At 68.0% G+C, this 12,219-nt stretch carries 11 protein-coding genes; 4 read left to right on the top strand and 7 right to left on the bottom strand.

The window, feature by feature from the left end:
- Position 1 precedes the first annotated feature (1 nt).
- Complete coding sequence (locus tag ACZYRS_RS11390; protein WP_463419349.1) at positions 2 to 499, top strand: methylated-DNA--[protein]-cysteine S-methyltransferase; 498 nt, start codon at positions 2 to 4, stop codon at positions 497 to 499.
- A 14-nt stretch (positions 500 to 513) separates the two neighbouring features.
- Entirely contained in the window at positions 514 to 1,446 is a 933-nt protein-coding gene (locus ACZYRS_RS11385) for a DMT family transporter (RefSeq protein WP_463419348.1), read from the top strand.
- 9 nt (positions 1,447 to 1,455) lie between these two features.
- On the opposite strand, the gene ACZYRS_RS11380 is transcribed toward ACZYRS_RS11385, so the two are convergent.
- The gene (locus ACZYRS_RS11380; RefSeq protein ID WP_198789116.1) at positions 1,456 to 2,109 is read right to left on the bottom strand and encodes a DUF1345 domain-containing protein; all 654 of its coding nucleotides are present in this window, start codon (positions 2,107 to 2,109) and stop codon (positions 1,456 to 1,458) included.
- Positions 2,110 to 2,316: 207 nt separating this feature from the next.
- On the opposite strand from ACZYRS_RS11380, the gene ACZYRS_RS11375 reads away from it, so the two are divergent.
- A complete protein-coding gene (locus tag ACZYRS_RS11375; protein ID WP_198789114.1) occupies positions 2,317 to 3,156 on the top strand; it encodes a hypothetical protein in 840 nt (279 codons plus the stop codon).
- Between the two features lie 74 nt (positions 3,157 to 3,230).
- On the opposite strand, the gene ACZYRS_RS11370 is transcribed toward ACZYRS_RS11375, so the two are convergent.
- The 4 genes from ACZYRS_RS11370 to ACZYRS_RS11355 form a co-directional block, all read right to left on the bottom strand.
- Positions 3,231 to 4,949, bottom strand: coding sequence for a thiamine pyrophosphate-dependent enzyme (locus tag ACZYRS_RS11370; protein WP_463419347.1), 1,719 nt, complete (start codon positions 4,947 to 4,949; stop codon positions 3,231 to 3,233).
- Positions 4,950 to 5,087: 138 nt separating this feature from the next.
- Positions 5,088 to 6,653 (bottom strand): AMP-binding protein, encoded by a 1,566-nt coding sequence (locus tag ACZYRS_RS11365; RefSeq protein WP_463419346.1) that lies wholly within the window; start codon positions 6,651 to 6,653, stop codon positions 5,088 to 5,090.
- Between the two features lie 5 nt (positions 6,654 to 6,658).
- The gene (locus tag ACZYRS_RS11360; protein ID WP_463419345.1) at positions 6,659 to 7,798 is read right to left on the bottom strand and encodes a DUF5938 domain-containing protein; all 1,140 of its coding nucleotides are present in this window, start codon (positions 7,796 to 7,798) and stop codon (positions 6,659 to 6,661) included.
- Positions 7,799 to 7,823: 25 nt separating this feature from the next.
- A complete protein-coding gene (locus ACZYRS_RS11355) occupies positions 7,824 to 8,627 on the bottom strand; it encodes an SDR family NAD(P)-dependent oxidoreductase (RefSeq protein WP_198789106.1) in 804 nt (267 codons plus the stop codon).
- A gap of 259 nt (positions 8,628 to 8,886) precedes the next feature.
- Between ACZYRS_RS11355 and ACZYRS_RS11350 the strand changes: the two genes are divergently transcribed.
- Entirely contained in the window at positions 8,887 to 9,525 is a 639-nt protein-coding gene (locus ACZYRS_RS11350) for a TetR/AcrR family transcriptional regulator (protein WP_463419344.1), read from the top strand.
- Between the two features lie 12 nt (positions 9,526 to 9,537).
- Here ACZYRS_RS11350 and ACZYRS_RS11345 read toward each other — a convergent pair whose 3' ends face one another.
- Together ACZYRS_RS11345 and ACZYRS_RS11340 are read right to left on the bottom strand one after the other, a co-directional pair.
- Positions 9,538 to 10,503: a LysR substrate-binding domain-containing protein gene (locus ACZYRS_RS11345; RefSeq protein ID WP_198789102.1), complete on the bottom strand. Its 966-nt coding sequence runs from the start codon at positions 10,501 to 10,503 to the stop codon at positions 9,538 to 9,540.
- A 79-nt stretch (positions 10,504 to 10,582) separates the two neighbouring features.
- Entirely contained in the window at positions 10,583 to 12,217 is a 1,635-nt protein-coding gene (locus ACZYRS_RS11340) for a tannase/feruloyl esterase family alpha/beta hydrolase (protein WP_463419343.1), read from the bottom strand.
- Between the last annotated feature and the right edge of the window lie 2 nt (positions 12,218 to 12,219).

The raw sequence follows: 12,219 nt of genomic DNA, 5'->3' as shown, positions 1-12,219 counted from the left end.
CATGAAGTTCAAGAGCAAGACCATCTACACCTCGCACATCGACACGCCGCTGGGCGGCATCACCATGGCGGCCACCGACCAGGGCCTGGCCGGCGTCTGGTTCGACCAGCAGCGCCACTGGCCCGACACCACCGGCTGGATCGCGAAGGACGACCACCCCGCGCTCGTCGAGGCCGGCGCGCAGCTGCGCGATTACTTCGCCGGCAAGCGCGGCGACTTCGACATGCCGCTGGACCTCTCGCACGGCACCGCGTTCCAGCAGAGCGTGTGGCATGCGCTGCTCGGCATTCCCGCGGGCAAGACGATGACCTACGGCGCGCTCAGCGCGCACGTGGGCAACCCGGCCGCGGTGCGCGCGGTGGGCGCGGCCGTGGGGCGCAATCCGATCAGCGTGATCGTGCCCTGCCACCGCGTGCTCGGCTCGAACGGTTCGCTGACCGGTTACGCTGGCGGGCTTGACCGCAAGACCGCGCTCCTGGAGTTGGAAGGCGCGAGATAAAAACCGAGAGACGCATGAGCACCACAACGCAAAACAACATCGCCACCAGCACCGCCAAACCCTGGCTCATCGACCTCGTACTGCTCGGGGCGCTCTGGGGAGCGTCCTTTCTTTTCATGCGCATCGGCGCGGCCGAGTTCGGCGCGTTGCCGACGGCGGCGGTGCGGGTGGCCATCGCCGCGCTGTTCCTGCTGCCGATCGCGCTGCTGCGCGGCCAGGGGCCGGCCATCGCGGCGCATTGGAAGGCCACCTTCGGCGTCGGCGTCTTCAATTCGGGGATGCCGTTCGCGCTCTTCTGCTTCGCGCTCTTGACCATCAACTCGGGCCTCGCCGCCGTCTTGAATGCCACCGTGCCGATGTTCGGCGCGCTGGTGGCATGGGCCTGGTTCCGCGAGCGTCCGAGCGGCTCGCGCATCGTCGGCCTCGTGATCGGCTTTGCGGGTGTCGCGATGCTCGCGAGCCGCAGCGCGGGCCTGCACGCCGGCGCGAGCAGCAACGCGGCGCTGTGGGCGGTCGTCGCCTGCCTTGGCGCATGCCTCTGCTACGGCATCTCGGCCAGCGCCACGCGCCGCTACCTGGTTGGCGTGCCGCCGCTGGCCACCGCCACGGGCAGCCAGCTGGGCGCCACGCTCTTCCTCGCGCTGCCCGCCATCTGGCTCTGGCCCGCGCAGATGCCGAGCCTGCGCGCGTGGCTCGCGCTGCTGGCGCTGGGCATCGCCTGCACGGGCGTGGCGTACATCCTGTTCTTCCGGTTGATCGAACGCGCCGGCCCGGCACGCGCATTGACCGTGACCTTCCTGGTGCCGGTGTTCGCGCTCTTCTACGGCGCGGTATTTCTCGGCGAGAACATCACGCAGTGGATGTTGATTTCCGCGGTGGTGATCGTGTGCGGCGTGGCGCTCTCGACGGGCATCGTCCGGCTGGGACCGAAGCCCAAAGTTGCCTGACGACGGCGCCTAGATGGCGCCAGCCACCACGTTGACGGAAAGCGCGAGGACCAGCATGTTGAACGCAAAGGCCAGCACGCTGTGGATCAGCGTGATGCGCCGCATCTCGCGCGAGGTGGCCTGCACATCGGACACCTGCGAGGTCATGCCGATCACGTACGAGTAGTAGAGAAAGTCGAAGTAGTCCGGATCGTCCTTGCCCGGGAAGTCGAGGCCGCCGTCGGGCGAGCCGCCCTTCTGGTCGATGTAGTAGCGGTGCGCGTAGTGAAAGGCGTAGATCGTGTGCATCATCAGCCACGAGCCGACCAGCGCGATCACGCCGAGCACGACGTGGCCGGCGCGCTCCCAGCCGGTCAGCTGTTTCACCTGCTGCAGCAGCATCGCGATGGCGATCACGCTCACGGCCACCACCACCAGCATCGACACCAGGATCATCAGGTTGGGCTGGTCCAGCGACTGCGCGCGCTCGCGCGTGCGGCGCGCATCGAAGGTCTCGATCAGCCACCAGGTGAGCACCTGGTAGACCAGCACCCCGGCGCACCACCCGGCCAGCCCGCGCGCCATGCCGCCGACGGGCCACGGCGCGAGCGCCACCGCGACACCGACCACCGTGCCATAGAGAAGACGCTGCGGGCCGGTGGTCGTGGAGAGGTGTTTGCGCATGCGGCACTGTAGCGCCGGCCCCAGCCCCAGCCTCGGCCATCAAGAAATTCCTACAAGAAGACCCGCATTCGACGCATTCGAAGCGCCGCTCGCCCTCCCTAAGGTACGGCTGGTTCAAGGGAGTCTGGCCGCGAGGCACCACGCGCAGCGAAAGACCGCTGCGCCACGCGATGTGCCCGGGGCCCTCATTCTTTTCTAAGGATTCTCATGCTGTCGCTTCGCACCCGCCCGTTCGACTGGACGGTCAGATTCGGCGCCCTCGGCGCGCTCGTCGGTTCCGGCTTTCTCTTCGCCACCGCACCGGCGCTGGCCGATCCCTCGCCGGCGCTGGACCGGTTCAGTTTCTCGGTGGGGGCCTTCAGCGCCGATCCGAAATTCAACGCCTCCGTGGCCACGCCCTACGGCTCGCTCGCCTCGGGCGACATCAAGCCCGGCCGGGTGACGATGCCGCGCATCACCGCCGACCTTCTGCTCGGTGACAGCCAGGGCATTTCGTTCGACTACTACCAGTACAAGCGCGACTACGACGGCCAGTTCAGCAACAACACCTCGCTCGGCCCGTTCGGCACGCTGAGCGCCATCGGCAACGCGAACTTCAACACCAAGCTGGATTTCGCCAAGCTCTCCTACAAGTGGTGGCTCGGTTCGGGCAACACCGTGTTCGGCCTGGGCGCCGGTGCCGCCTACTACCGCGCGACGCTGGGCGCGAGCGCGCTGGTCTCGGTGAACGGCCAGGTCGGCACGCTGAACCAGAGTTCGAGCGACAACGCCATCGCGCCGCTGCTGGAGATCGGTGTGCGCCACGCCATCACGCCCGACCTGCGCCTGTTCGCCGACGCCTCGGGCGTGTGGAAGAGCAGCGGCCGCTTCCACGGCAACATCTACAACGCCTCGGCCGGCGTCGAGTGGTTCCCGGTGAAGAACGTGGGCGTGGTGGTCTCGTATGGCGTGACCAACATCGACCTCACCCGCGACAGCGATTCCGCCGACTCGCGGCTGAAGGTGCGGCTGCAAGGGCCATCGGCCTTTCTCAAGGCGCGCTTCTGACCCGCGTGTGAACGTGCGATCGCAGGCAGCCCGCTTCGGCGGGCTTTCTGTTGTGCGCTACCGCGTCGCGGTGCTCATTGCGTGAAGTTGTCCTTGAGGAGGTCCACCACGTCGGACGACCGCCCGCTCAGCACCGCCTTCGCGGAATACAGCATCGTGCCCGCGACCTGGCTGAACTCCACCTTCGGCGGCATCACCAGCTCCGTGCGGTTGACCGTCACGTCCAGCAACGCAGGGCCCGGGTGCGAGAGGAAGGCGCGCACCGCGTCGGGCAAATGTTCGGCGCGCTCCACCTTCTGGCCGTAGAAGCCGATCACTTCGGCCAGCCGCGCGAAGTCGGGGTTCAGCAAATCCGTGTAGTTGTCCAGCAGGCCTTCGACCTTCTGCTCGAGCTCCACGAAATTGAGGCTCGCGTTGTTGTAGACCACGACCTTGATCGGAAGCTTCTCCTGCACCGCGGTCATCAGGTCGCCCAGCAGCATCGCCAGGCCCCCATCGCCCGAGAGCGAGATCACCTGCCGCCCGGGATACGCCTTCTGCGCGCCCAGCGCCTGCGGCATCGCGTTGGCCATCGTGCCGTGCAGCAGGCTCACGAGCGTGCGGCGCCGGCCGTTCATGCTCAGGTGCCGCAGCGACCACACCATCGGGCTGCCGCCATCGGCGGTGAAGATGGCATCGTCGGCCGCCAGCTCGTCGATGACGCGCGTGAGGTGCTGCGGATGGATCAACCCCTCCTTGCCCGGCCGCTCGTCGCGCCGCAGCGTTTCGACCGCCTCCTGGCGATGGCGCAGGCACTCGTCCAGAAAGCTGCGGTCGCTGCGCTCTTCGAGCAGCGGGATCAGCGCCTCGACGGTGGGCGCGATGTCGCCCACCAGCCCGAGCGCGACCGGATGGCGCCGCCCGAGGTGGCTGCCGTCGGTGTCGATCTGCAGGATGGTCGCCTTGGCCGGATAGAACTGGCTCCAGGCGAAGTCCGCGCCGAGCAGGAGCAGCGTGTCGCATTCCTGCAGCGCGCGGTAGCCCGACTCCACGCCGAAGATGCCGGTCATGCCCATGTTGAACGGGTTGTCGTGCTCCACGAAATCCTTGGCGCGCGAGGTGTGGGCGATCGGCGCCTTCAGGCACTGGCCGAGCGCGAGCAGCATCTCGTGCGCGCCTTCGCAGCCGTGGCCGGCGTAGATCGCGATCTTCTTGCCCTTGCCGAGCAAGGCGGCCAGCTGCGCGAGCTCGCCGTCGTTGGGCCGTATCACCGGCGCGGTGCGGTGCACGGCGAAAGTCAGGCCTTCTTTCACCTCCGTCTGCGCGATGTCGCTCGGCAGAATGACCACCGCCACGCCGCGCCGGGAGAGCGCCGCCTGCGCCGCGAGCGCCACGACGCGCTGCGCCTGTTCGGCCGACTGCACCTGCTCGCAGAACACGCTGCAGCCGGCATACAGCGACTTGAAATCGACCTCCTGCGGAAACTCCATGCCCAGTTCGGCCGTCACGATCTGGCTGGCGATCAGCACCATCGGCGCGCGGTTGCGGTTGGCCTCGAAAACGCCGTTGATGAAGTGCAGCCCGCCCGGCCCGCACGAGCCGGCGCAGGCCGAGAGCTCGCCCGTGAGGTACGACTCCGCGCCCGCGGCGAAAGCGGCCGCCTCTTCGTGGCGCACATGCACCCATTCGATGTCGCTGCGGCGGATCGCGTCGGTGACGTGGTTCAGCGTGTCCCCGACGATGCCGTAGCAGCGTTTGACGCCGGCCTGCTGCAGGGTTTCGATGACGAGGTCGGCGACTTTGCGGTGGGCCATGCGTGCTTCCTTTGCTGCAAAGCGCAAAGGCTACGAGCCCCCCATCCCAAACCCGTGGGCGGGCTTCGGAAGCATCGGTAGGATTTCGCCTCGCGCGGCTTTCATTGGAGAAAGCGCGCGCGGGCCAGGCTCAAGGCGTCAGGGCGCCGCCGCGATCAGCGAGGCGCGCACTTCCTTCTTGAGCACCTTGCCCACCTTGGAGCGCGGCAGGTCGGCCCACACCTCGACCTGCTTGGGCGCCTTCACGCTCCCGATGCGCGCCTTGACGAAGGCCTTGATGTCTTCCGCATCCACCGCGCGCCCGGCATGCAGCTGCAGCACCGCCACCACGCGCTCGCCCCACTTCTCGTCGGGCAGGCCGACGACGGCGCTGTCCTGCACGTCGGGGTGCTGCATCAGCACCTGCTCGACTTCGGCGGAATAGACGTTGAAGCCGCCCGAGATGATCATGTCCTTGGCGCGGTCGACGATGTAGAGAAAGCCGTCGGCATCCAGGTAGCCGATGTCGCCCGTGTGGTGCCAGCCGAAGCGGGAGGCCTCTTCCGTGGCCTTGGCGTCCTTGTAGTAGCCCGCCATCACGAGCGAGCCGCGCACGACGATCTCGCCGCTTTCGCCGGTCGGCAGCAATGCGCCGTCGCCGTTCATCACGCCGACCTGCACCAGCGGGCCGGGCCGGCCTGCCGAAGAAAGGCGTTGCCGCGCGACCGAACCATCGGCGTTGAAATGCTCCTTCGGCGACATCATCGAAATCATCATCGGCGCCTCGGTCTGGCCGAAAAGCTGCGCCATGACGGGGCCGATCTTCTCGAGCGCTTCTTCGAGCCGCGCGGCCGACATGGGCGCCGCGCCATACCAGAAGCACTGCAGCGAATCGCGCTTCGTCGCGGCGAGCTGCGGATGCTGCAGCAGCATGTAGATCAGCGTGGGCGGCAGGAAGGTGTGGGTGATGCGGTGGCGCTCGATCAGCACGAGGAATTCGGCGAGATCGGGCTTGGGCATGATGACCACCTGCCCGCCGAGCGCCATCACCGGCAGGCACAGCACGCCGGCCGCATGCGTGAGCGGCGCGAGCGCGAGGTACGCGGGCCGCCCGTCGAACGGATAGCCCATCAGCGTGAGCGCCGACATGGTCTCCAGGTTGCGGCCCGAGAGCATCACGCCCTTGGGCTGTCCGGTGGTGCCGCCGGTGCCGGCGATCATCGCGATGTCGTCGATCACGGGCACGTCGATCGGCTTGTCTTCCGTGTGGTCCGTGTGGTCCGTGTGGTCCGTGCCGGCGAGCCATTGATCGAGCGACGGCGCATACGGCATCGCCTGGTCCAGGCACACCAGCGTCTTCACCTTGGGCAGGTCGGCGCGCATCTGCTCGACCAGCGGCGCGTAGTTGCTGTGGAAGATGAGGCAGCTGCAGTCAAAGGCATCGAGCACGAAGCGGTTTTCGGCCGCCTCGTTGCGCGGGTTGATCGGACACCACACGGCCGCGGCGCGCGACACGCCGAACACGCAGGCGAAGGCGACCGGGTCGTTGCTGGAGAGCACCGCCACCTTGCTGCCCGGCGCGACGCCGCTGCGCTGCAGCGCGCGGGCCACGCGGTGGCTCAGGCGCTGCACGTCGCCGTACGACAGCCGGGTGTCTCCCATGCACAGGCACGGCGCGTCGGCGCCCAACTGGGCGCCCTTGTCCAGGTAGTCGACGAGGCGCATCGCGCTCAACCCATCCGCGTGAGCATGGGCTCCTGCACCAGCCCGAAGCCGCGCAGCGCACCCAGCAGCTCGCGATGCCCGAAGGCCTGGCAGCCCGAGGCGAAGCCCGCGCGGCGCGGCGCCTGCTGCAGCAGCGAGGCCGCCGCATAGGCCTGCAGCAAGCCGGTCTGCTTGTAGTTGCAGTTGCCGAAGATCACGCAGTGCACACGCCCGAGCGGCCCCGATGCATGCACCGAATCGACGGACTTGTTGATGCGCGGATTCTCGCGCGGCGGCATGGTGTTCATGACGCCCGCGGCCGTCTGCGCGAGGGCCGCGTAGCGGTCCTCCTCGTTCATGCCCTCGGTGGCCTTGAGCGCGGCGGCCACGATCTGCGGCACGCCCTGCATCAGCGCCTTGTTGAAGACGCCGCCGAGCACCTTCACGTTGGCCACGCGCGGATCGCGCTTGAACCACACCGGGTGCGAGGTGCCGCCCCAGGGCAGCGCCAGCGCCGCCTCGTGCTGGCCCGGAATCGACAGGTGGTAGAGGCCCGCGTCGGGCTGCCACTCCGCGTATTCGTTCTGCTCCAGGTAGTAGGCCTTGGAGGTGGCGGCGTTCACGAGGATGGTCTGCGTGGACGCGATGGTCGGGCTGCCGCCCCAGAACACGGCGATGTCCAGCGTGTCGAGGCCGGGCGTCTCCAGGCACAGCTGCGCGGCGATCTCGCCGGTGGTGTACATGTGCGCAAGGCCGGGCGAAAGAAGGAGGCCCGCGTCGGCGAACTTGGCGCCGAATTTCTCCTCGAGCGTGATGAGCCAGTCCTGCTCGCCCGTGGTGTCGGTGTAGTGGCATCCGGCCGCGAGACACGCCTCGACCACCTCGGGCCCGAACTTGGCGAACGGCCCCACTGTGTTGAGCACCACCGAGGCGCCAGTGAAGAGCTCGGTGAGCGCGCCGACCGAATGCGCCACCTCCACCACCTCGTAGTTCGCGGTCTCGATGCCGGGCACGTGGGACTTCATCGCCGCGTCCAGCTTCTCCTTGCTGCGGCCCGCCGCGACGAAGGGGATGTTGTACTCGCGCAGGTACTCGCACACGAGGCGCCCGGTGTAGCCGGAGGCGCCGTAGACGACGACGGGTTTCTTCTTGCTGCTGCTGCTCATGGTTGTCTCTCCTTTTTTTGCTTGATCACATGCCCATGCCGCCATCCACCGCGAGGCCCGCGCCGGTGATGAACCGGGCAGCGTCGGAGCAGAGGAAGACCACCACGTCGGCCATGTCGCCGACTTCACCGAGGCGCCCGAGCGGCGTCTGGCCGATCACGTCGCCGACCGCGGCCTCGACGCTGGGGGCCAGGCCCGCGGCCACGATGTCGCTCGCGAGCTTCATGCCCATGTCGGTGGGCACGAGGCCCGGATAGATGCAGTTCACGCGCACGCCGTAGCCCAGCTTTCCGGACTCCATCGCGGCCACGCGCGTGGCGCGGTCGACGGCGGACTTGGTGGCGGAATAACCGGCGATCGCGGGGAACGCGATGGTGGCCGCGACCGATGCGATGTTCACCACCGCACCGCCGTTGCCCGCGCTGCCGCCGGGGCGCATCGCGCGAAACGCGTGCTTCATGCCCAAGAGCGTGCCGGCCACGTTCACGTCGAGCATGCGGCGCAGGTCGTCGCCGTCCACGTCGATCACCAGCGAGGTGATCTCGATGCCGGCGTTGTTCACGAGGATGTCGAAGCCGCCCAGCTCCTTCACCGTGGTCTCCGCGGCGGCGGCCCAGTCGCCGTCCTTGGTCACGTCGAGTGGAACGAAACCCACCTTGGCGCCCGAGGCGGAAAGCCGCTGCGCCGTGCCGCGCCCCACGTCGGCGAGCACGTCGCCGATCATCACCGAGGCGCCTGCCTGCACGAGCGCTTCGGCAATGCTCGCGCCAATGCCGCGCGCGCCACCCGTCACCAGGGCCTTGCGCCCTTTCAAGTCGAACTTGGCCATCACTTGTCTCCTGTCGATATGTTGTTGAGATGGAAGGGGCATCCTAGAAATCGACTTGACGGGTGTCAAGTTTTCTTTTGACAACTGTCAAGATTTCATAAAATGGCATGCATGTCACAGGATGTGGGCCTTCTCCCGCATGCGTGCTATGGTTTGCAATCATCAGGAAACACGGCGGCCGGCATGCCATGCGGCCGGGCTCGAAATGACGTCACATGAACGGGTAAAGAAACACGCCGCGCGCGTACCCAAGACACGGGTGGACAAGTTCGCCGAGCGGCGCGCCGAACTCGGCGAAGCGGCCCTCACGACCCTGGCCACGCTCGGCTATGCACGCACGAGCCTTCGCGAGATTGCGCAGAACTCCGAGTTCTCGCACGGCGTGCTGCACTACTACTTCAGCGACAAGGTCGACCTGATCATCTGCAGCGTCAAGCAGTACAAGGCGCGCTGCGTCACGCGCTACGACCATGCGGTGGACAGCGCCACCAGCTACGACGAGCTGATGGAAGGTTTCCTGCAGAGCCTGGGCGACACGCTGCGCGACGAAGGCCACGTGCACCGTCTCTGGTACGACCTGCGCTCGCAGGCCCTCTTCGAGAAGGCCTTTCACGACGACGTGGTGCACATCGACAAGAGCCTGGAAGACATGATCTGGCGCATCATGAGTCGCTTCGCCGAGCTCTCGGGCGAACAGCCCGGGCTGCCGCCTTCGGCCACCTACGCGCTCTTCGACGGCCTCTTCCAGCAGGCGCTGCTCAAGCACCTGTCGGGCGATGCGAAGGCCATCGAGGAAATGCAGGCGGCGGTGCGGCACTCCATCTCGCGGCTGTTCGCCGCCACCGCACCGGCACCTGTTCCTGCCGCCAAGGCCATTGCGCGCAAGCGCAAGGCCTGACCCCGCGGGCGGCTAGGCCCGCTTCGGCTTGCCGGCCGGTGCCGCCAGCCGCGTGCCTTCCCATTGGCCGCTGGTGCACAGGTCGCGGATCACGTCGCTGATCAACGTGCAGATCGCACGCTTCGCATTGGTCGTCGGCAGGTGCACCGACACGCACAGCCCCAGGGTTCGGAACATCGCGGGCGAATCGATGCGGTGCGCCCGCAAGCGGTCTTCGCGCACCTCGCGCTGCGCGAGGCCGAGCGGCATGATGGTCGCGCCGAGCCCCGCTTCCACCGCGGCCTTGAGCGTGTAGACCGAGTTGATTTCCGCGGCAACGCGCGCCGCCGGCTGGCCCGCCGCCTCGAGCACCGCATCCACCAGCCAGCGCGTGCAGTGGCCATGCGCATTGGCGGGCCACACCAGCGGACGCGCCGTGGCCTGCGCGATGCTCACGTCGCCCGGCGGCAAGGCGCGCGGGTCCTGCGGCGATTCGAGAAAGACGAAATCCTCTTCGACGAGCGGCGTGAAGGCGATGTCTTCGGCGGGCATGGTGGGCGAGAAGATCGCCACGTCGACGCGGCCGCGCAGCAGCTGGTCGGCCATGTTGCCGGTGAGCTCTTCGTTCAGGTGAAACACCACGTCGGGGTAGCGCCTGGCGGCCGCGCGCATCAGCGGCAGCGCGATCATCGGCGACACGCTCTGCGGCAGCGCCGCCACCACCGAGCCCACCACCGAATCGGCCGCCACATGCACCGCGGCCTTCGCATCGCCCACCTGCTTGGTGATGCCCTGCGCGTATTCGTAGAAGACCTTGCCCGCCTCGGTCACCGCCACGCCGTTGCGGCTGCGCAGCAGCAGCTGGGTGCCCAGCTCGCCTTCGAGCTCGGCCATCTGCTTGCTGAGCGCCGACTGCGCCACGAAGAGCTGCTGGGCCGCGCGCGAGAGACTGCCGCAATCCACGATGGCGACGAAATACTTGAACTGGCGCAACTCCATCGGCGTGTCTCCGGCCGCACGCTGCGGGGGTGCAGGGGCGGCCGGTCATTCTAGGGTGACGGTTTTTCCGTGCGCCCCTTCAATTCACGCAATCGAAGCTCGCCGCATCGTTCACGTCGCCCGCGCCCTTGTAGCGCGGGTACGCGGGGTACTTGCACATCGGGCGCGCCATCGTGGTGGCGCCCGCCGCATCGACCTTGCGGTGCACCAGCTTCTGCGCCGAGGCGGGCACGCCCTGCTCCACCCAGGTGGACATCGCCTTGAGCAGGTCGACCTTGTCGGGCCCCGCGCCGCCGAAGCAATGGCCCACGCCGGGCGCGAGGAAGAGCTCGACCGTCTCGTCCGCCTTCTGCGCGCCCAGGGTGCTCACCACCTGCTCGTAGTAATGCGCGTTGTCGCGCGCGCTCACCGAGGTGTCGTTGGTGCCGTTCCACATGATCAGCTTCGCGCCGCGCGCATGGAGCCGATTCAGGTCCGGGTCGGCCGCGCTGAACAGGCCGCCGATGACGCCCATGCGCGCGAGCCACCGGTCGGGGTTCCAGGTGCTCGTATCGAAGGCCGCATCGCGCGTGATGAACGAGCGCACGAAGCCGTCGGAGAAGAGCCCCTGCACCGACGCGCCGCCGAACGCCGCCTGCGGCCAGATGTACTCGCCCCAGCCCTTGGGCGAGTTCTCCGCGCCGAAGTTGTAGCCCGTGTGCGACCACGCGCCATCCGACGTCGCGACCGGCGAAGTGATGGTGTTGACGGTGGCGATCTGCGCATCCGACAGGCAACTGTCGCCCGTGTCCGCACCCGCCGCGCAGCGCAGCGCCGTCGCATCGAACGTGCACGCCGCGGGCTTGGAGATGATGCCGTCCGCCACGCCGTCGAGCCCATCGCACTGCGCGAGCACCGCGTTGGCCAGCAGCGTCTGCTTGGCCGGATTCAGCGTATTGGCGGGCACGCGCACCTGCTTGGCGATGCGGTTGAACTGCATGAACAGGCCCATGATGTTGCCGGCCGGCGCGCGCGCCACGATGCCGTCGAAGTCATCGGGAAAGCGCTGGGCCTGCATCATCGCGTCGTGCCCGCCCATCGAGCAGCCTTCGAAGTAGCTGCGCGTGGGCGCGGTGCCGAAGAACTGCGCGATCACCTCCTTGCCCGGCGGCAGCGCGCGGTGCTCGGACTGCTGGGTGAAGTCGAGCAGCTTGGCATCGTCGAGCGCGAACTCGCCCTTGAAGTAGTTCAGATCAGTCGCGCCGGGATAGTCGTAGCCGCCGTTGGTGCCGACGGTCGCGTAGCGCTCGGTGAAGATCGATTCGCTGAACTGCGCGGCGGTGGCCGTGGGCATCTGGCCATCGAAGCCGCCGCCGCCGATGAAGGCGAGCTTGCCGTTCCAATCCGCGGTGGGAAGGCGCGCCTCGAAGCGCAGCGCGGAGCCCTTGAAGCTCGCGGTCACCACGCAGTACTCGGGCTGCGGCGCCGATGCGGCGACGAGCTTCGCATCGTCGATGGCGACGGCGCCGCCGGCCAGCGTCTGCCCCTTGAGCGTGGGGCATTTCTCGGCGAGGGACATGGCTGGCGGCGGCGGTGCAGCGGGTGGCGGCGCGGGAGGACCGGGAGGAGCGGCCGGAGGCAGCAGCGGCGAGAAGCCCCCGTTGGCCCCGCCTCCGCCGCAACCGGCCGCAAACATGACGACCGCGATCGCGGTGAGCGTGTGCCTGGTGTTCATTT

The sequence above is a fragment of the Variovorax sp. AC194 genome (assembly GCF_979257995.1).
Note: the sequence above shows the minus strand (reverse complement) of the source record. Positions and strands in the feature narration are given on the sequence as shown.

What these genes read in the sequence shown, in the direction of transcription:
- ACZYRS_RS11355 (WP_198789106.1), bottom strand. Translation starts at nt 8,627, where the DNA reads ATGGCCAAGTTCGACTTGAAAGGGCGCAAGGCCCTGGTGACGGGTGGC.
- ACZYRS_RS11380 (WP_198789116.1), bottom strand. Translation starts at nt 2,109, where the DNA reads ATGCGCAAACACCTCTCCACGACCACCGGCCCGCAGCGTCTTCTCTAT.
- ACZYRS_RS11370 (WP_463419347.1), bottom strand. Translation starts at nt 4,949, where the DNA reads ATGGCCCACCGCAAAGTCGCCGACCTCGTCATCGAAACCCTGCAGCAG.
- ACZYRS_RS11340 (WP_463419343.1), bottom strand. Translation starts at nt 12,217, where the DNA reads ATGAACACCAGGCACACGCTCACCGCGATCGCGGTCGTCATGTTTGCG.
- ACZYRS_RS11345 (WP_198789102.1), bottom strand. Translation starts at nt 10,503, where the DNA reads ATGGAGTTGCGCCAGTTCAAGTATTTCGTCGCCATCGTGGATTGCGGC.
- ACZYRS_RS11375 (WP_198789114.1), top strand. Translation starts at nt 2,317, where the DNA reads ATGCTGTCGCTTCGCACCCGCCCGTTCGACTGGACGGTCAGATTCGGC.
- ACZYRS_RS11360 (WP_463419345.1), bottom strand. Translation starts at nt 7,798, where the DNA reads ATGAGCAGCAGCAGCAAGAAGAAACCCGTCGTCGTCTACGGCGCCTCC.
- ACZYRS_RS11385 (WP_463419348.1), top strand. Translation starts at nt 514, where the DNA reads ATGAGCACCACAACGCAAAACAACATCGCCACCAGCACCGCCAAACCC.
- ACZYRS_RS11365 (WP_463419346.1), bottom strand. Translation starts at nt 6,653, where the DNA reads ATGCGCCTCGTCGACTACCTGGACAAGGGCGCCCAGTTGGGCGCCGAC.
- ACZYRS_RS11390 (WP_463419349.1), top strand. Translation starts at nt 2, where the DNA reads ATGAAGTTCAAGAGCAAGACCATCTACACCTCGCACATCGACACGCCG.